This window comes from Verrucosispora sp. WMMD573, assembly GCF_027497175.1.
GTDB lineage: Bacteria > Actinomycetota > Actinomycetes > Mycobacteriales > Micromonosporaceae > Micromonospora.
Map to the genome: position 1 here is coordinate 398,456 of NZ_CP114901.1, position 17,285 is coordinate 415,740.

Consider the following 17,285-nt stretch of genomic DNA (forward strand, 5'->3'; position numbering starts at 1 on the left):
TCCGGTCAGACGTGCAGCCCGCACTCGGTCTTCTCGAACATCGCCCAGCGGCCCGCGCGTGAGTCCTCACCGGCACCGGTCCGCCGGGTGCACGGCCAGCAGCCGATCGAGCCGTAGCCATGCCGGAACAGCTCGTTGACCGGCACGTTCCACCGGGCGATGTACGCGTCCACGTCCGCCTGCGTCCAGGCCGCGATCGGGTTGACCTTCACCTTGCCCCGACGCGCGTCGAAGGTGACCACCGGCGTGTTGGCGCGGGTCGGCGACTCGTCGCGGCGCAGGCCGGCGGCCCAGGCGTCATAATCGGTGAGCGCCCGCTCCAGCGGCTCCACCTTGCGCAGTTGGCAGCACTCGTCCGGAGACCTGTTGAACAGCCGCGGTCCGTACTCACCGTCCTGCTGCCCGACGGTGAGCCGCGGCCGGATGGACCGGACGCGCACCGGGAGCGTACGCGCCACCTGGTCGCGGACGGCGAGGGTCTCCGGGAAGTGCAGCCCGGTGTCGAGGAAGACCACGTCCACCCCGGGCGCCACCCGGGAGACCAGGTGAGCGAGGACGGCGTCGGCCATCGAACTGGTCACGCAGAACCGGTCCCCGAAGGTCTCCGCCGCCCACCGGGCGATCTCCGACGCGGGGGCGCCCTCCAGCTCCCGACCGGCCCGTTCAGCCAGCGCCCGCAACTCGTCCGGATCGCGTCGGGACGGATCGGCGGTGGCCACGGCGGCGGCGCCGACCAGGCCCAGACCGGCGGCGGAGACCAGGGCGCTCACCTGTTCACCACCCGGGAGAGCAGGCCAGTGAACCTGACCGTGAAGACCCGCGCGCAGGCGTGGCACTCCCACGCGCCGGGCCCGGTCTCACTCGGCCGCAGATCCTCCTCGCCGCAGTACGGGCAGTACAGCGGCACGGAACGAGTCTCACCACTCATCGCAGTTCCTCCTCGTCGACCCGAATCACCCAGTTGGCGAACGTCTCGCCCTCGGTCCGGCCGGCCAGGTAGCGAACGGCGAGCCGCTCGACGTACCCGGGCAGCTCCTCGGCGGTCGTCTTCAGGCCACGCAGCTTGCGCCCGAAGCCGGCGGTGTGGCCCTCGGCCATGCCGAGCCCACCGCCGAGGTGCACCTGGAAGCCCTCCACCTGACGGCCGTCCGGCCCGGTCACCAGCTGGCCCTTGAGGCCGATGTCGGCGACCTGGGTGCGGGCGCAGGCGTTGGGGCAGCCGTTGATGTGGATGGAGATGTCCGCGTCGAAGTCGCGCAGTCGTTGCTCCAGCCGGGCCACCAGTTCCTCGCCGCGTGCCTTGGTCTCGACGATGGCCAGCTTGCAGTACTCGATGCCGGTGCAGGCCATGGTGCCGCGCCGCCAGGCCGACGGCTGAGCCTCCAGGCCGATCTCACGCAGGCCCGCGACCAGCGACTCCGTCCGCTCCGGCGGCACGTCGAGCACCAGCAGCTTCTGGTACGGAGTCAGGCGCACCCGCTCGCTGCCGTGCGCCTCGACGACGTCCGCGAGTTGGGCGAGCTGGGTCCCGGAAACCCGCCCGACCACCGGGGCGGCACCGACGTAGTCGCGGCCGTCCCGCTGCCGGTGCACGCCGATGTGGTCGATCGGCCGCTCCGGCAGTGCCGGTGCCGGACCGTCGAGCAGGGTCCGACCGAGGTACTCCTTCTCCAGCACCTCCCGGAACTTGGCCACGCCCCAGTCGGCGACCAGGAACTTCAGCCGGGCCCGGTGGCGCAGTCGTCGGTAGCCGTAGTCGCGGAAGATCCCCACCACGCCGGCCCAGACGTCGGGTACCTCGGACAGCGGCACCCAGACGCCGAGCCGCTGGGCCAGCATCGGGTTGGTGGACAGGCCCCCGCCGACCCACAGGTCGAAGCCCGGGCCGTGTTCCGGGTGATCGACACCGAGGAAGGCGATGTCGTTCGCCTCGTACGGGGTGTCCACCAGCCAGGAGATCGACGACTTGAACTTGCGCGGCAGGTTGGAGAACTGCTTGTCGCCGACGTACCGCTTGACGATCTCGTCGATGGCGGGGGTGGGATCGATCCGCTCGGCCTCGGCCACCCCGGCAACCGGGCTGCCGAGCACGATCCGGGGACAGTCTCCGCACGCCTCGGTGGTCTGCAATCCGACCGACTCCAGCCGCCGCCAGATCTCCGGCATGTCCTCGACCCGGATCCAGTGGTACTGGATGTTCTGCCGGTCGGTGATGTCCGCGGTGTCCCGGGCGAACTCCCGGGAGATCTCGGCGATCGTCCGCAACTGGGTCAGGTCGAGCTGGCCGCCGTCGACGCGTACCCGCAGCATGAAGAATTCGTCTTCCAGCTCGTGCGGCTCCAGCACGGCGGTGCGCCCGCCGTCGATGCCTGCCTTCCGCTGGGTGTACAGGCCCCACCACCGGAACCGGCCACGCAGATCCTGCGGGTCGATGGAGGCGAACCCGCGGTGGGCGTAGATGTTCTCGATGCGGGCCCGCACGTTCAGCGGATCGTCGTCCTTCTTGATCCGCTCATTGGGGTTGAGAGGCTCCCGGTGCCCGAGCGCCCACTGGCCCTCGCCACGGGGGCGCCGGGGCGCCCGCGGTGGGCGGGCCGGAATCTCGCTGACTGCCATCGCGGCGTCCTCCGTTGTCTGCTGCGCCTCGGTGGGGCTGAGCAGGCGCGACGACCGGTTCCCGGAGGGACCGTGGACAGCGATGTCTCTGCACGGCCGGCGCGCTGCGTGCCCGAGGCAGGGATGGTCGGGCGTCGTCAGTGAGCCGGACAGATGGCGCTGCGCACGCGGCCGTAATCGACGTGGCGTCGAGCCACGAAGCGGCGCACGACAGCGGCAGTCATGGACGTCATGCTGCCACACCGCGGGCGGGGCAGCCAATGGTGACGTGCGTGATCCCACATCACGGGCGGTCGCTGCCGGCTCCCCCGAGCGTCACCGTGTGGCAGGCTCGCGACGTGGGGCATTTGTCCGATAGGTCGATTCCGGTGGTCGGGATCGGCGTCCGGCTGAGCGGCGGGCGGCTGCGCTCCGTACCGGTATGGCTGGTGCCGGCGACGGTCACGCTGCTGGTCACGCTGGTGGGGCTGGACACCGCCCAGCTCTGGCGCGACGAGCTGGCGACCTGGAGCGCCGCCACCAGGGGACTGGGCGGCCTGTTCCGGCTGGCCGGCACGATCGACGCCGCCACCGGCCCCTACTACCTGTTCATGCACGCCTGGTTGGCCTCGGCCGGCGACTCGGTGGCGGCGCTGCGCCTGCCCTCCGCCCTGGCCATGGCCGCGACCGCCGGTCTGACCGCCGTACTCGGGCACCGGCTCTGGGACACCCGCGTCGGCACCCTCGCCGGCCTACTGTTCGCGGTGCTGCCCGGGACCTCTCGATACGGGCAGGAGGCGCGACCGTACGCCCTGGTCAGCGCGCTCGCCGTGCTGAGCACGCTGCTGCTGGTCGACGCGCTGCGACGGCGCACCCGGCGACGCTGGATCGGCTACGCGGCGGCGACCACCGCCCTCGGGCTCACCCACCTGGTGGCTCTCACCCTGCTCGCCGCCCACGCGGTCGCCGTGCTCACCACAACCATCCGCGCCGATCCCGCCACTGACGCCGATGCCGAGGGCCGGCGTGACCGGCCGAGCGACAGCGGGAAATGGCAGTCGCCAGCACCCGGCCGGGTGGTCGGGTACTGGTTGGCCGCCCTGGTGCCGGTGGCGGTGGCGGTGGTGCCGCTGGCCCTGACGGCCGGCGGACAGCGGGGCCGGCAGCTCGACTGGGTGGACGCCGCCCGGCCCGGAGACCTGGCGGCCCTGGCAGGCGGGGTGGCGCAGAGCGGCGTCGTCGGCGGTGTGCTGGTCGGACTGGCCGCGCTCGGCGCGGCCCGGGCCGGCCGTCGGGCGCTGCTGCCGCTGAGTAGCGTCCTGGCACCGGTGCTGCTGTTGTTCCTGGCCGGGCTGGTCGTCCCCCTGTGGGTGCCCCGCTACCTGGTCTTTGTGGTGCCCTTCGGTTGCCTGCTGGCCGGCGCGGCACTCACCTCCGTCCGGCTACCCGCCGCGCTGGCGGTGGTGGCTCTGGCCGGCCTGCTCGGCCTACCCGAGCAGGCGGCCCTGCGCCGTACCCACGAGTGGCCACGCACCGCCACGGTGGACTACCGGGCCACGGCCGGGATCATCGCGGCAAGCCGGCGGCCCGGCGACGCGGTGGTCTACTCGCCCCGAGACAGCTGGCTCTTCCTCGACCTCGGCCTGCGCTATCACCTGGGCGGTCGAGTCCCACGGGACGCGCTGCTGGCCGAGGGGCAGGAAGGCCGGGGTGACCTGTGGGCCGCCGAATGCGACCGCCCGGCGGAGTGCCTGGCCGGAGTCGACCGGGTCTGGCTGGTGTTGGCCGGGCGGTCATCCGACCCCCTCGCCGCCGTGCCGGGCGCCAAGGGGGACGCGCTACGCGACCGCTTCACGGTGACCGAGGTCTGGCCGCGCGCCGGCCTCACCCTCGCCCTGCTGACCCGACACGGCTGACCGTCCCCCGACGCCGGCCCCGGCCGGTCACCCGCCGCCGCGGCCCTCGGGGGCGCTGCGCGCCAGCGGAAGGGCCAGAAACGCCTCGGTGCCGCCGGCTGCGCCGGGGCGCAACTCGATGGTCCCGCGCAGTTCCCCGGTGACCAGCGCCCGGACGATCTGCAACCCGAGCTTGGCGCCGCCCTCGGCTTCGAACCCCGCCGGCAGGCCCCGGCCGTTGTCCGCGACGGTGACATGCAGCATCCGGCGGAGCCGGTGCGCCGAGACCACCACCTCGGGCTTCGCCGGCCCGACGGTCACCGGAGCGTCGTCACCGGCCGGCGGGAAGCCGTGTTCGACCGCATTGAGCAGCAGCTCGTTGAGCACCATCACCAGTGAGGTGGCGATCTCGGCCGGCAGCACGCCGAAGGTGCCCGTACGGCGCATCGCGACGCTCACCTCGGTCGCCGCCACCTCGGTGGCCGCGTTGGCCACCCGGTCGACGATCCCGTCGAACTCCACCGCCTCGTCGCTGGACATGGCGAGCGTCTCGTGCACCAGAGCGATCGACGCCACCCGGCGTACGGACTCCTCCAGCGCGACCCGCGCCTCCGGCATGGACACCCGGCGGGCCTGTAGGCGCAGCAACGCCGCCACCGTCTGCAGGTTGTTCTTCACCCGGTGGTGGATCTCCCGGATGGTGGCGTCCTTGGTGATCAGCGCGCGGTCACGTCGGCGTACCTCGGTGATGTCGCGGACCAGCACCAGCGCGCCGATCGGCACACCGGCGGGCATCAGTGGCAGGGCCCGGGTGAGCATGGTCGCCCCCCGCGCGTCGATCTCCCGTCGCGGCGGCGCCTCGCCGCGCAGCGCGGCGAGGATGCCGTTCGCGGCGTCCGTGCCCTCCAGGGGATCACCGGCCAGCCGCCGGTGCAGCGCCGCGAGATCCTCACCGACCAGGAGCGAGGCGTGACCGAGGCGACGGTACGCCGACTGCGCGTTGGGGCTGGCGTAGGTGACCTTGCCACCGGCGTCCAGCCGCACCAGCCCGTCACCGACCCGCGGCGCCGAGGTGGTCTCGCCCGGGTGCCGGGGCGGCGGAAAGGTGCCGTCGGCGATCATCTGCGCCAGGTCGTCGGCGGTGGTGAGGTAGTTCAACTCCAGCTGGCTGGGGGTACGCGCGGTGGAGAGGTTGGTGTCCCGGCCCACCACGGCGATCACCTCGCCGGATTCGCCGTCGGCCGCGCGCAGTCGGACCGGGATCGCCTCGTGCCGGGCGGGCACGTCGCCGTACCAGACCGGGTCGCCCTCCCGCCAGATGCGCCCCTGCCCGTAGGCGACCTCCAGGTGCGCCACCTCCGGGCCGCCGACGATCCGTCCCACCTGGTCGTCCTGGTACGCGGTCGGCGCGGTGGTCGGGCGGACCTGGGCCACGCAGAGGAAGCTGCCCTCGCCGTCCACCGGAACCCAGAGCAGCAGGTCGGCGAAGGAGAGGTCGGACAGCAACTGCCAGTCACCGGCGATGCGGTGCAGGTGGTCGATGTCGACCCGGCGCAGGCGGGTGTGCTCCTCGGCGAGATCGCGCAGCGTTGACACGCCGACCAGCGTGCCACGCCGACCGTCACATCGTCGCGGTGACCTTCTTCAACCCGCGCGGCGCGTCCGGGTCCTCGCCCCGGGTCAGGGCGAGCGCCAACGCCAGCCGCTGCAACGGAAGGATGTCCAGCAGCGGGGCGTACCGCTCGTCGACCTCGGGCACGGCGAGGCGGGTGGCGCCGTCGATCTCCGCGGAGCCGACCACCACCACGTCGGCGCGGCGCTCACCGAGCCGGGGCAGCACCTCGCCCATCGACCGCCCGCCCGGCCCCGAGCCGACCACCGCCAGCACCGGCACGTCCGGGTCGGTCATGGCCAGCGGCCCGTGCAGCAGGTCGGCGCCGGAGAATGCCAACGCCGGCAGGTAGGACGTCTCCATCAGCTTCAGCGCCGCCTCCCGGGCGGTCGGGTACGCGTATCCCCGGCCGGTGGTGACGATCTGGGCGGCGAAGCGGTAACGCGGCGCGAGCTGAGCCGCCACGGGGTCGGTGAGGGTGCGGGCGGCCAGCTCGGGCAGGTCGGCCAGCGCCCGGCGCTCCTCGACGGGCAGCACGCCGTCACCCGCCCGGATCCCCTCCACCAGCATCAGCAGGGCGAGCAACTCGGCCGTGTAGGTCTTGGTGGCGGCCACCGCCCGTTCGTGTCCCGCCGCGATGTCCACGGAGAGTTCCGCGGTCGTCGCCAACGGGGAGTCCGGGGCGTTGGTGACAGCGAGGGTGAGGGCACCGGAGTCGCGGGCGGCCCGGAGCACCTCCGTCAGGTCGGGAGATCCGCCGCTCTGGCTGACCCCGACGACCAGGGCGTCGGAGAGGTCCGGCCGGGCGCCGAATAGGGTGACCGCGCTCGGCGAGGCCAGACCGGCCGGCAGGCCGAGGCGGATCTCGCTGAGGTAGGCACCGTAGAGCGCGGCGTGGTCCGAGGTGCCCCGTGCGGTGAACACCACGTGTCGGGGGCGGCGCTCGGCGACGGCTGCGGCCACCCGGGCGATGGCGGCGGCGTGCTCAGTGGAGAGCAACCGCTCGTAACCGGCCGGCTGCTCGTCGATGTCGGCGGCCATGCCGCTACCTGGGCGCGTCACGGAAACTCCTCCCCTGCGCATTATCCGCGCGATTGCTGCTCAGTCTTGCACCTTTGCGCCAGTCCGAGCAATCAAACGAACAGGAATGCGCAGTGGATCACCAAAACTGGATCTCTTCCCCTACGCTGACCCGACCTCACCGCGCAACCGGTACCGACGAGCGAGAGGACCACGTGGCCGAGGGAACGGACGACCGGGCGCTGCCGGCGACGGAGGAACTGATCCTGGCCCGGCGGGCCCTGGATTCCGGCGAGCTGTCGCATGCCGCCGACCACGTCGCGGCGGCGCTGGCCCGGGCACCGACACTGCCCGAGGTCCACGAGACCCTCGCCCGGCTGGCCGCCGCCAGCGGCGACGGCGGGATCGACCTGTTCCCGTTGCAGCACCACACCTTCGTCGGCGCCGTGGTTGCCCGGGCACACCTGCTCGCCGCGGCCGGCCGCCCGGCCGACGGCCTCGATCTGCTGGTCGCCGCCACCGCGCACGCACCCGGCGCGGACTGGGCGGGCGTCCCCTGGGTGACCTCGCCCGAACTGGCCGAGCGTCTCGGGCCCGAGCAGGCCGCCCGGGTACTGATGCAGGTCTGCGCCGCCGTTCCCGACCCCGTTCCGCCGCCGAACCGCAGCGCCCTGGCCCCGTATCTCACGCTGGCCCGCAACGCGATCACCGTGCACCCGGAGCACGCGCTGCTACTGGGCACGGCGTCCGCGCTGGCCCGGCGGGTGGAGGAGATTCCGCTCGCGGTCCGCTGGGCCAGCCGGGGGGTACGCGCGGCGCCGTCGAAGATGGGCGAGGTGTGGCTCGGGTACGCGCTGCGCAGCGCCGGCCGGACCCGGGAGGCGCTCGCCGCGCTACGCCGCGCCGTCGAGCACGACCCGGACGACCTGGCGGTGTACGCCGACATCGCCGGCACCCTGGCCGACCACGGCCGGCTGGAGGCGGCGCTGGGCTGGATCGAGCGCGCCCTGGCCCGCAACCCGTCCTTCGACTGCGCGGTGCACACCGCGCACCGCCTGCGGTTCCTCCGCGACGGCGCAGTGCGTCACCTGGTGGCGCTGGCGGACTTCATCCGCGACCATCCGGATGACTCGCACGAGCACGGCGACCTGGCCGAATGCTGTCGGGGCCGCCCCTGGCTGGGTCAGCTGACCCCGGTGGCGCCGGCCCGCGGGACGAGCGGGCAACCCGGCACCGGGCACGACGGAACGCAGCCGCCGCCGCGCACCACGCCACCGCCGCCGTCGGCGGAGGCCGCCCGCCGGCTACGGGAACTCGCTCACCCGGCCTGGCCGCATCCACCGGCGGCCTACGACGCGGCGGTCGGCCTGGCCACGCTCGATCTGGCCGACCTGCTCGGCCTGCTGGCCCATCCGCCGGAGACCCCGCAGACCGCGCTGGGGCGGGTGCTCGCCGGTCAGGACCCGGCACTGTGGTTGCGCTGCGTGCAGGTCTGGACCTGTCTCGGGCTGCTGCATCACCGCACCGACGAGCCGTGGGCTGATTCCACCCGGCGGCGGGTGTTGGTGGAGTTGGCGCGCGAGGTGCCAGAGGTCGCCGAGGCGGCCCTGTTCGCTCTGGTGACCGCCGCCTGGGTCGATCCGTCGGTCCGCCGGGACGTGGCCGAACTGGTCGCCGAGCGGCTGGCGGCGGCCCGGCACCATCAGCTGCCCAACGCGGCCTCCCTGGCACACCTGGCGTTGGCCACGCCGGACCTCGACCCGGAGACCACCACCACCGCGCGGACGCTGGCCGGGGTGACCCCCGGCCAGCGTCGCGGTGCGCTGCGTGCCCTGCTGCGTCGTCTCCTGCCCCCGTGGCGGACCCGCCCGCGCGGCACGCCCTGAGCGTGCCTGGGCCTCAGACGGCCGGGGACCGAGCCAGCTCGACCTCGGCCTGCTCCTGCCCGCTGCTGTCCGGCTCCGGCTCGTTGCTCGTGCGCAACGGGATCTCGCGGATGAACCAGGCCAGCACCGGGACCACGACGGCGAAGAGCACCGCCCAGAGGAACACATGCGAGATCGCGTCGGCGAGCCCACCGAGCACCAGCTCGCGGGCCTGCGCCGGCAGTTCCCGCAGCTGTTCGATGTTCATCGCCGCGCCGGCCTCACCGCCACCGCTGAACGCGCCGCCGGCAGCCGAGCCGGCCAGCCGGTTGGCGAAGATGGCACCGAACAACGAGATGCCGAACGACCCGCCGATGGACCGGAAGAAGGTGGCCGCTCCGCTGGCCGCCCCCAGGTCCTTCTGGGCGACGCTGTTCTGCGCGATCAGCATGGAGGTCTGCATGAGGAAGCCCATGCCTGCGCCGAGCACGAGCATGTAGAGCGACGAGGAGAACCTGCTGGTGTCCACGTCGAGCAGGCTCAGCAGGGCGAGCCCGAGCGCCATCACCCCGCCGCCGATGATCGGGAAGATCCGGTACCGGCCGGTCCGGGTGATCGCCCGGCCCACGACCAGCGACACCAGCAGCATGCCGAACATCAACGGCAGCAGCAGCAGGCCGGAGTTGGTGGCCGAGGCGCCCTGCACGGTCTGCTGGTAGAGCGGCAGGAAGTTCATCGCGCCGAACATCGCGAAGCCGAGCAGGAAGCCGATCACCGAGATGAGGGCGAAGTTGCGGTTGGCGAAGAGCCGCAGCGGCAGGATCGGCTCGGGGACCCGACGCTCGACGAACCCGAACACCACAAGGGCCGCGACGGCCAGTACGGCGAGGCCGAGGATCTGCGGGGAGGCCCAGGCGTACTCGTTGCCGCCCCAGGTGGTGATCAACACGATCCCGGTGATACCGACCGACAGCAGCGCGGCGCCGAGCCAGTCGATACGGTGCTCGGTGCGGTACTTGGGCAGGTGCATGGTGGCGATCAGCAGCACCAGCGCCACACCGCCCAGTGGCAGGTTGACGTAGAACGCCCAGCGCCAGGAGAGGTGATCGGTGATGAAGCCGCCGACCAGCGGGCCGGCGACCATCGCGATAGCCATGATCCCGGCGATCATGCCCTGGTAGCGGCCACGCTCGCGGGGCGGCACCAGGTCACCGATGATCGCCATGACGCCCACCATCAGGCCACCGGCGCCCAGACCCTGGACGGCCCGGAAGGCGATCAGCTGGACCATGCCGTCGTCGGCGCCGCCGAGGAATCCCGAGCCGGCCATGCCGCACAGCGCGGAGCCGACGAGGAAGATCACCACAGCCGTGAGGAAGACCGCCTTACGGCCGTACAGGTCGCCGAGCTTGCCCCAGATCGGGGTGGAGACGGTGGTACCCAGCACGTACGCGGTCACCACCCAGGTGAAGTGGTTGAGCCCGCCGAACTCGCCCACGATGCGCGGGAGCGCGGTGCTGACGATCATGTTGTCGAGCATCGCCAGCATCATGGCGATCATCAGACCAAAGAGCACGACCCGGACATTGGGTCGCACGGCAGCCTGGTTCTGCTGGGCCATCGGTAAGCTCTCCCCCCGAGATGCGGCGCACTTACTTGCCGCCCGGCTAGTCACCTTACTAGCCGGACGGTAAGTTGGACAGGGAACGACGGTCAACCGGATTGGCAGGTATGGGTGAGTCAGAGCACAGGCGGCACCCGGGAGCGGATCAAGGCCGTGGCGCTGGAGCTCTTCACGGAACAGGGCTACGAGGCGACGTCCCTGCGTGAGGTGGCCGAGCGGCTCGGGGTGACCAAGGCCGCGCTCTACTACCATTTCAAGAGCAAGGACGAGATCGTCACCAGCGTGGTGGAGGACCGGCTGGAGCGGATGGACGCCCTGATCGCCTGGGCCGAGAGCCAGCCGACCACGCTGGCCACCCGGCAGGCCGTCATCGAGCGGTACGCCGACGCCACGTTCACCGGTGAGCAGGCCTCGGTGATGCGGTTCTTCGAGCAGAACCAGACCGCGCTGAAGAGCCTCTCCGCCGGCCGGGAGCTGCGCGGCCGAATGTTCCGGTTGGCCACCGCGCTCTGCCAGGGCGACGACTCCCCCGGGGCCCAACTCCGTGCCGTGCTGGCCCTGTTCGCCGTGCACAGCAGCTGGTTCGCCGTACGCACGCCGGACATCACCGACGCCGAGCGCAAGCGGGTGGCCCTGGAGGTCGCCGACGAACTCCTCGCCGCAATCACCGCCCCGCCACCACCCACCCCCCATCCACCGCCAGGTTGATCATGAGGTTAGCGGCTAAGTTGATCTATGAATCTGCCGCCAACCTCATGATCAACACGGGTTGTGGGGTTCAGGGGAGGGGGAGGCGGAGGGCGAGGAGGTTCACGCCGGGGAAGGGGGTCCAGTCCCGGTCGGGCTGGCGGACGAAGCCACGCCTGCGGTAGAGGCGGTGGGCGGGCTCGGCGAGGCCATCGCGTACGCAGATGATCACCGCGGTGCAGCCCAGCTCGATCGCCCGTGCGACGCACGCCTCGACCAGCGCGGCGCCGGCACCCCGCCCCTGCGCGCTCGGGTCCACCGCCAGCATCCGGAACTCCGCCTCCCCCGGGCCGCACATCTCGGCGTACCGGGTGCCGGGCAGCACGAAGGTGACCGAGCCGAGCAGTTGACCGGTCGCCGGCTCCACGGCCACCAGCACGTCACCGTGTTCCGCCCGGGAAGGTACGTCGGCCAGCACGTCGGCATAGCCGGTCTCGCCCTTGAGCTGCCCGTCCGCCTCGTACGCGGCGACCGTGAGGCGGGCGACGGCGGCGAAATCGGCGGGCTCGATCAGGCGGATCAGCGGGCCACTCAACCGATCACCGCGATCAGGTCACCATCCTGCACCACGTCGCCCTCGTTCACCGCGAGCTGCTGCACGACACCGTCGGACTCGGCGATCACCGGGATCTCCATCTTCATCGACTCCAGGATCACCAGGGTGTCCCCCTCGGACACGGTGTCCCCGGCCGATGCGACGACCTTCCAGACGTTCGCCACCATCTCGGCACGGATCTCCTCGGCCATCTCCCGGCCCCTTCCTCGCGGCTCCTGCGACGTATCCAATCATGAGCGGGCGGCCGGTGGGCGCGGTGCGGCCCCGGGAGCAGCCCACCCGCACCGCCGGCACTAGCATCAACGGGTCGGGATCCGACGCCGGCACGGGCGCCAGCGCCCGCTGACGGGGTCGTACCCCGCCTGATTCGGCCATCACGAGGAGGTCACCATGGCGAAGAAGGCCCGTAAGAAGAAGGCCCGTAAGAAGAGCGCCGCGAACCACGGCAAGCGCCCCAACTCCTGAGCCGGCGGGCGGCTGCCCGCCGCGATCGGACGACGGACACCACGGTGCCCGGGTCGGAATCGACCCGGGCACCGGCGCGTGTCAGTCGGCCAGTTCGCGCGACTCGCTGGTCTCGAAGACGACGAGCTCGGTGATCCGTACCCGCAGCCGTTCGCGCAGCTCGTCCGGCGCGGACTCGTTGCCGCAGCAGCGGGCGACCAGGGCCTTGACCTCCTGCTCGATGCCGTACTCGCGCAGGCAGCGACCACACTCGTCGAGATGGTGCCGGATCAGCGTCCGCCGTTCCTCCGCGCACTCCAGGTCGAGGTAGAGGTAGACCTCGGCGAGCACCTCACGGCAGTCCGTGTCGTGCGGATCTCCACAGCTCACGTCACACCTCCCGGCCGGTGGCGGTCGAACTCCGGGCCGGCTGGGCCGCGGAGAAACCCCGCTCCGCGGCGTACCCCTCAAGCAGCTTGCGCAGATTACGACGCCCACGGTGCAACCGCGACATGACCGTGCCGATCGGCGTGCCCATGATGTCGGCGACCTCCTTGTAGGAGAAGCCCTCGACATCGGTGAGGTAGACCGCCAGCCGGAACTCCTCCGGCAACTGCTGGAGGGCTTCCTTGACGTCGCTGTCCGGCAGCCGGTCCAGCGCCTCGGTCTCGGCGGACCGCAGCCCGCTGGAGGTGTGCGACTCCGCCTCGGCCAGCTGCCAGTCGGTGATCTCGTCGGTGGGCGCCTGCACCGGTTGGCGCTGCCGCTTGCGGTACGAGTTGATATAGGTGTTGGTCAGGATCCGGTAGAGCCAGGCCTTCAGGTTCGTGCCCTGCTCGAACTGGTGGAAGGCGGCGTACGCCTTCAGGTAGGTCTCCTGAACCAGATCCTCGGCATCCGCCGGGTTACGCGTCATCCGCAGGCCGGCCGCGTACAGCTGATCGACGAATGGCATCGCGTCCCGTTCGAACCGGGCCCTGCGCTCGTCCGTCTTCTCCGTGGTCAACCGCACATCCCCTCGGGTTGGATGCTTCCCCGCCGAGGATACGCGCACCGGCCTCCCGGAAGATTCGGTTCCGACGGGTGTGCCCGTCGCCACCTCGGCCGGTGGCACCGCCGCCGGCCACTTCGGGCCGGCCAGCAGCTGCCTGAGCTGCCGCGCCTCCCGCTCGTCGTGTTCCCGGCTCCGGATCTCGGTCGGCACCGGTCACCCCCTCGCACAGTGGTTGTCCGAGGTGTTCAACACGCGCCGTGGGGCGGGACATTCCGGCTCGGCCCGGGTGTTCCTGGTCCCCGCCCCGGCGGTGCGACCGCGGCTGGGACCAGGAAGGGCCTGGGAGCCCGGTGTCGCCGCCCGGACGGGCACTGGGACACCATCGGGTGCAACGAAGCGGCGCGGCCGGCGGACACGGCACCCGGGGCACGGTGGCCCGGCCACCGCCCGACCGCCGTCAGGGTGTGGCCCAGCCGTGCTCGCGCAGCCAGTCCAGCGCCAGTGCGGCCGTGCCGACCGGGTCGCCCCGCAGGTCGTGCCGCTCCCCCGGCCGGACCACCACCCGTATCCCCTGGCCCGGCTCCGGCACACCGAACGGATCCCGCTCCCCGTTCACCACCAGGGTCGGCACGCCGGTCACCAGCTCACCGGCCCGACTCCGCTCCGGTCGACCGGGCGGGTGCAGCGGGAAGGCGAGTGCCACCACCCCGGCAGCGCCCACCGCGGTCGCCGTCCGGCAGGCCACCCGCGCGCCGCTGGAGCGGCCACCGACCACCAGCGGTACGCCCGGATGCCGCCGCCGCAGCACCGTCAGCACGGCGGACCACGCCTCGTCGAGCTGCCCGGCCGGGGCGGGCGCGCGGCGGCCGGCAACCCGGTACGGCTGGGTCACCCGCACCACCACCAGCCCGGCGGTGACCGCCGCGTCGCGCAGGGCGACCAGATCCGGGGCGTCGACGTCGCCGCCGGCCCCGTGCCCCAGCACCAGCAGCGCTCGGGACGGGCCGGACGGCTGATCGGTGTCGACCCGAGCGGCGCCGCGTGGGGTGTCGAGGACGTCGTGTGGCACCGCCCCATTGAACCCGCTGCGGGCGGACCGGGTCCCGTCGGTCAGCTCAACGGCACCAGGGTGAGCAGCCGGTCGCGTACCGGCGGACCCGGCTCACCGGCGGCCTCGGGATCGGGTTGCACCTCGCTGCGCCAGGCGACCAGCATCGCCCGCCGCTCCCGCGGGGTGGTGCCACCCCAGACCCCGTGACAGTCGCCGACCTCCAGCGCCCACGCCAGGCAGGAGCCCTGCACGTCGCAGCTGCGGCACAGGGCCACCGCCGCGTCGGCCGGCTCGTTCGGCGCCGGAAAGAACGTTTCCGGGTCGACGCTCTGACAGGTGCCTCTGGTACGCCAGGCTTCGTCCTGTCGCCGCTCACGCAACGCCCGCAACAGTCGCGGATCACGTCGCGCGGCGGCCACCTCGTGCGGACGGGGCATACGCGCCCGTGTCATCCACCCACCTCCCCCGTGGGACCAGCAATATCGATGGAGATCGTTCACCCAACGCGAACGACACCCAACACCGGCGCTGTGTTCTATCGCATTTGCGCACACCGGGACAAGACTTCGCCGGGAAGTTGGCAGAACGTGCGCGTCACCTTTCACCCGCAACCGCAGCAAATCACTCCCGACAATGTGCCGGGCGGATCAGAAGAGCGTCATCTCCGTCGGCTCGGCGGGACGGGTCAGCGGCACCCGCGCGGTCAGCCCCGGACCGTCGTTACGCACATCACCCACGGCCTGCCCCACCGGCCGCACCTCCAACCGGGCCAGCCAGTCCATCGGCGGCGGTACGAGCAGCTCGGCCCGGTCCTCGTCGCCGCCCAGCCAGGTCGCCCAGCGCTCGGGCGGCAGCAGCAGGGGCATCCGGTCGTGCACCTCGGCCAGTTCGCCGAGCGCCGCGGTGGTCAGCACGCTGAAGGTCAGCAGCGTCGCGTCCGGGCCGTCCCAGCGTGACCAGATGCCGGCGAAGGCGAGCACCGAGCCGTCGCGTGGGGTCATGTAGTACGGCTGTTTCGTGCCGCCGGCCAGCCGCACCCACTCGTACCAGCCGTCGGCGGGAACCAGGCACCGACGGCGGGCGAAGGCGGGAGCGTACGCCCGGCTGGTGGCGACCGTCTCGACCCGCGCGTTGATCATGCGGGCCGCACCGGCGGGCGAGCGGGACCACTGTGGCACCAGACCCCAGCGACCCAGCGAGAGCGTCCGGTGCCCCTCGGCGCTGACCCGGACCAGCGGCACCGGATCGGTCGGCGCCACGTTGTGGTCGGCGACCAGCCCGTCACCGGTCTCGTCGACGGCCTCGAACAGGCCGCTCAGCTCACCGGCGTTCCGGGTCGTGGCGTACCTACCGCACATGTCGCTCACGCTAGCGCGCGGTACGCCGAGCGGCTGTCCCGATCCCCGGGAGTGGCCCGGTCACCGTAGCGGCCACCGGGCCACGGCACGGCAGAATGTACCCGTGGGGAATGTGACCGCGACCCGGCCGCTACAGCCGTGGACCGCACCGACGGCCAGTGACCCGGTGTCGGCGTCACTGCGCCTGCCCGGCTCCAAGTCGATGACCAACCGGGCTCTGGTGCTGAGCGCGTTGGCCGCCGGGCCCTCGACCCTGTCCCTTCCGTTGCGCGCCCGGGACACCGAGCTGATGGCCGCCGCGATGCGGGCGATGGGCGCCCACGTCTCGATCGCCGACGACGACCGCTGGCTGGTCCGGCCGCACCGGCTGTTCGGCCCGGCCCAGGTCGACGTGGGGCTCGCCGGCACGATCATGCGCTTCGTGCCACCGGTGGCGGGGCTGGCCGACGGGCAGGTCACCCTCGACGGTGACCCGTACGCCCGCACCCGCCCGCTCGGCCCGCTGATCGAGGCGCTGCGTTCGCTCGGCGTACGCGTCGACGCCCCCGGCACCGGCAGCCTGCCACTTGTGGTGCTGGGCACCGGCCGGGTGACCGGCGGCGAGGTCGTGATCGACGCCTCGGCCTCCAGCCAACTGGTCTCCGGCCTGCTGCTCGCCGCCCCACGCTTCGACCGAGGGCTGGTGGTCCGGCACGTCGGGCCGCCGGTGCCCTCCGCACCGCACCTACGGATGACCGTGCAGATGCTGCGCGCCGCCGGCGCCGCGGTCGACGACAGCACCCCCGACGTCTGGGCGGTCGAGCCCGGGCCGCTGACCGGTCGCAGTTGGGAGATCGAGCCGGACCTCTCCGGCGCGGTGCCGTTCTTCGCCGCCGCCCTGATCACCGGCGGCGAGGTGACCCTGCGCGGCTGGCCGGCGCGGGGCAGCGCCCAGCCGGTGGAGCGGCTGCGCTCGCTGTTGCAGCAGATGGGGGCGGAGGTCGCGCTCACCACCGAGGGGTTGACGGTGCGCGGCACCGGCCCGGTGCGGGGTCTGCGCGCCGACCTGTCCGACGTCAGCGAACTGACCCCGGCGCTGACCGCGCTGGCCATGCTCGCCGACTCGCCCTCGGTGTTCACCGGGGTCAGCCACATCCGGGGCCACGAGACGGACCGGCTGGCCGCGCTGAACCGGGAGTTCACCGGGCTCGGCGCGGACATCACCGAGTCGGCCGACGGCCTGGAGATCCGGCCCCGGCCGCTGCACGGCGGAGTGTTCCGCACCTACCATGATCACCGGATGGCGCACGCGGCGGCGGTGGCCGGGCTGGTGGTCCCGGGCATCGAGCTGGACGACGTGTCGTGCACCTCGAAGACCATGCCCGAGTTCCCGGCACTATGGTCGGCACTGGTGACCGGCAAGAGCTGAGCGGAAGAAGGGGCGGCCCTGGCGACCAGGCGGCGGGAGTACGACGAGGACGACGTCCGGGTCCGGCCCGGCAGGTCCTCCCGCCCGCGTACCCGGACCCGGCCCCGACACGCCGA

Annotated in this window: 17 protein-coding genes; 4 read left to right on the plus strand and 13 right to left on the minus strand. The window is 72.5% G+C overall.

Annotation, left to right across the window (positions count from 1 at the left end; all coding sequences use genetic code 11):
* Positions 1 to 5: 5 nt before the first annotated feature.
* The 3 genes from O7601_RS01855 to O7601_RS01865 are packed head-to-tail and all read right to left on the minus strand — an operon-like array spanning position 6 to position 2,616.
* Positions 6 to 770, minus strand: coding sequence for a phosphoadenylyl-sulfate reductase (locus O7601_RS01855; protein ID WP_281564577.1), 765 nt, complete (start codon positions 768 to 770; stop codon positions 6 to 8).
* Positions 767 to 928: a hypothetical protein gene (locus O7601_RS01860; protein WP_281564578.1), complete on the minus strand. Its 162-nt coding sequence runs from the start codon at positions 926 to 928 to the stop codon at positions 767 to 769. Before O7601_RS01860 ends, O7601_RS01855 begins: the two co-directional genes overlap by 4 nt.
* The gene (locus O7601_RS01865; protein ID WP_281564579.1) at positions 925 to 2,616 is read right to left on the minus strand and encodes a nitrite/sulfite reductase; all 1,692 of its coding nucleotides are present in this window, start codon (positions 2,614 to 2,616) and stop codon (positions 925 to 927) included. The genes O7601_RS01860 and O7601_RS01865 overlap by 4 nt, the downstream gene beginning before the upstream one ends.
* A 368-nt stretch (positions 2,617 to 2,984) precedes the next feature.
* On the opposite strand from O7601_RS01865, the gene O7601_RS01870 reads away from it, so the two are divergent.
* Positions 2,985 to 4,511: a glycosyltransferase family 39 protein gene (locus O7601_RS01870; RefSeq protein ID WP_281564580.1), complete on the plus strand. Its 1,527-nt coding sequence runs from the start codon at positions 2,985 to 2,987 to the stop codon at positions 4,509 to 4,511.
* A gap of 27 nt (positions 4,512 to 4,538) precedes the next feature.
* Here the strand turns inward: O7601_RS01870 and O7601_RS01875 are convergent, their stop codons facing one another.
* Positions 4,539 to 6,086, minus strand: coding sequence for a PAS domain-containing sensor histidine kinase (locus O7601_RS01875; protein ID WP_281564581.1), 1,548 nt, complete (start codon positions 6,084 to 6,086; stop codon positions 4,539 to 4,541).
* Between the two features lie 25 nt (positions 6,087 to 6,111).
* A complete protein-coding gene (locus O7601_RS01880) occupies positions 6,112 to 7,143 on the minus strand; it encodes an SIS domain-containing protein (RefSeq protein WP_281566760.1) in 1,032 nt (343 codons plus the stop codon).
* A gap of 194 nt (positions 7,144 to 7,337) precedes the next feature.
* Here O7601_RS01880 and O7601_RS01885 point away from each other — a divergent pair, with 194 nt between their 5' ends.
* Entirely contained in the window at positions 7,338 to 9,008 is a 1,671-nt protein-coding gene (locus tag O7601_RS01885) for a tetratricopeptide repeat protein (RefSeq protein ID WP_281564582.1), read from the plus strand.
* 13 nt (positions 9,009 to 9,021) lie between these two features.
* On the opposite strand, the gene O7601_RS01890 is transcribed toward O7601_RS01885, so the two are convergent.
* Entirely contained in the window at positions 9,022 to 10,608 is a 1,587-nt protein-coding gene (locus tag O7601_RS01890; protein ID WP_281564583.1) for an MDR family MFS transporter, read from the minus strand.
* 114 nt (positions 10,609 to 10,722) lie between these two features.
* Between O7601_RS01890 and O7601_RS01895 the strand changes: the two genes are divergently transcribed.
* Positions 10,723 to 11,319, plus strand: a complete 597-nt coding sequence (locus O7601_RS01895) for a TetR/AcrR family transcriptional regulator (RefSeq protein ID WP_281564584.1) — start codon at positions 10,723 to 10,725, stop codon at positions 11,317 to 11,319.
* Positions 11,320 to 11,389: 70 nt separating this feature from the next.
* On the opposite strand, the gene O7601_RS01900 is transcribed toward O7601_RS01895, so the two are convergent.
* The 7 genes from O7601_RS01900 to O7601_RS01930 form a co-directional block, all read right to left on the minus strand.
* On the minus strand, positions 11,390 to 11,893 hold the full coding sequence (locus O7601_RS01900) for a GNAT family N-acetyltransferase (protein WP_281564585.1): 504 nt from the start codon (positions 11,891 to 11,893) through the stop codon (positions 11,390 to 11,392).
* A complete protein-coding gene (locus O7601_RS01905) occupies positions 11,890 to 12,105 on the minus strand; it encodes a biotin/lipoyl-binding carrier protein (protein ID WP_093405215.1) in 216 nt (71 codons plus the stop codon). Before O7601_RS01905 ends, O7601_RS01900 begins: the two co-directional genes overlap by 4 nt.
* 355 nt (positions 12,106 to 12,460) lie before the next feature.
* Entirely contained in the window at positions 12,461 to 12,748 is a 288-nt protein-coding gene (gene rsrA / locus O7601_RS01910; protein ID WP_281564586.1) for a mycothiol system anti-sigma-R factor, read from the minus strand.
* Between the two features lies 1 nt (position 12,749).
* Positions 12,750 to 13,562: a sigma-70 family RNA polymerase sigma factor gene (locus O7601_RS01915; RefSeq protein ID WP_281564587.1), complete on the minus strand. Its 813-nt coding sequence runs from the start codon at positions 13,560 to 13,562 to the stop codon at positions 12,750 to 12,752.
* 247 nt (positions 13,563 to 13,809) lie between these two features.
* Positions 13,810 to 14,421 carry an alpha/beta family hydrolase gene (locus O7601_RS01920; protein ID WP_281564588.1) on the minus strand — a complete coding sequence of 204 codons (612 nt, stop codon included), beginning with the start codon at positions 14,419 to 14,421 and terminating at the stop codon, positions 13,810 to 13,812.
* A gap of 41 nt (positions 14,422 to 14,462) precedes the next feature.
* The gene (locus tag O7601_RS01925; protein WP_204001477.1) at positions 14,463 to 14,855 is read right to left on the minus strand and encodes a WhiB family transcriptional regulator; all 393 of its coding nucleotides are present in this window, start codon (positions 14,853 to 14,855) and stop codon (positions 14,463 to 14,465) included.
* Between the two features lie 195 nt (positions 14,856 to 15,050).
* Entirely contained in the window at positions 15,051 to 15,761 is a 711-nt protein-coding gene (locus O7601_RS01930; protein ID WP_281564589.1) for an SOS response-associated peptidase, read from the minus strand.
* A 103-nt stretch (positions 15,762 to 15,864) separates the two neighbouring features.
* Here O7601_RS01930 and aroA point away from each other — a divergent pair, with 103 nt between their 5' ends.
* Positions 15,865 to 17,169 carry a 3-phosphoshikimate 1-carboxyvinyltransferase gene (gene aroA, locus O7601_RS01935; protein WP_281564590.1) on the plus strand — a complete coding sequence of 435 codons (1,305 nt, stop codon included), beginning with the start codon at positions 15,865 to 15,867 and terminating at the stop codon, positions 17,167 to 17,169.
* Positions 17,170 to 17,285 lie beyond the last annotated feature (116 nt).

Bases quoted from the DNA above. Each gene is read 5' to 3' on its own strand.
- O7601_RS01880 (WP_281566760.1), bottom strand. From the start codon at position 7,143: ATGGCCGCCGACATCGACGAGCAGCCGGCCGGTTACGAGCGGTTGCTC.
- O7601_RS01905 (WP_093405215.1), bottom strand. From the start codon at position 12,105: ATGGCCGAGGAGATCCGTGCCGAGATGGTGGCGAACGTCTGGAAGGTC.
- O7601_RS01860 (WP_281564578.1), bottom strand. From the start codon at position 928: ATGAGTGGTGAGACTCGTTCCGTGCCGCTGTACTGCCCGTACTGCGGC.
- O7601_RS01925 (WP_204001477.1), bottom strand. From the start codon at position 14,855: ATGACACGGGCGCGTATGCCCCGTCCGCACGAGGTGGCCGCCGCGCGA.
- O7601_RS01865 (WP_281564579.1), bottom strand. From the start codon at position 2,616: ATGGCAGTCAGCGAGATTCCGGCCCGCCCACCGCGGGCGCCCCGGCGC.
- O7601_RS01890 (WP_281564583.1), bottom strand. From the start codon at position 10,608: ATGGCCCAGCAGAACCAGGCTGCCGTGCGACCCAATGTCCGGGTCGTG.
- O7601_RS01930 (WP_281564589.1), bottom strand. From the start codon at position 15,761: ATGTGCGGTAGGTACGCCACGACCCGGAACGCCGGTGAGCTGAGCGGC.